The sequence below is a fragment of the Virgibacillus sp. M23 genome (assembly GCF_034190895.1).
In the GTDB taxonomy this organism is placed as follows: domain Bacteria; phylum Bacillota; class Bacilli; order Bacillales; family Amphibacillaceae; genus Virgibacillus; species Virgibacillus salarius.
The window spans coordinates 1-527 of the sequence record NZ_JAWDHA010000191.1 but is presented as its reverse complement, the minus strand read 5'-3'; the positions used below and the strand labels follow the sequence as shown (position 1 = coordinate 527).

Below are 527 nucleotides of genomic sequence, written 5' to 3'. Positions count from 1 at the left end.
GATGGGTGATGGGAGAACAGCTGTGATTGAAATGGCTGCTGCTTCAGGGCTGCATCTGGTGCCCGTTAATAAACGAAATCCGCTCGTCACCACAACAAAAGGAACGGGAGAATTAATCGGAGCGGCTCTTGCTGCGGGAGCGGAGCATTTGATCATCGGAATCGGGGGGAGCGCTACGAACGATGGAGGAGCCGGAATGATCCAGGCATTGGGCGGAAGGCTTCTTGATGACTCAGGACGCGAGATCGGCCCAGGGGGCGGCGCGCTATCTCAGCTTGCATCAATAGATATCAGCGGGCTTGATCCCAGGTTGCAGAATGTCATACTGGAAGTCGCGTGTGACGTGGATAATCCGTTAACAGGGCCAAAAGGAGCTACGGCTGTTTTCGGGCCGCAAAAAGGCGCGACGCCCGGCATGATGGATGTACTAGACCAGAACCTAAGCCAGTTCGCTGATATCGCAGAAAAAGCGCTCGGAGCAACCTTCCGAGAAAGAGAGGGCGCCGGTGCAGCGGGCGGTCTTGGGT

General features: G+C 56.4%; 1 protein-coding gene. It reads left to right on the top strand.

All coding sequences use genetic code 11. The features are described from left to right. Positions 1 to 527, top strand: a 527-nt coding sequence (locus RVS70_RS21980; RefSeq protein ID WP_321134837.1) for a glycerate kinase, incomplete at both ends; no start/stop codon positions are given.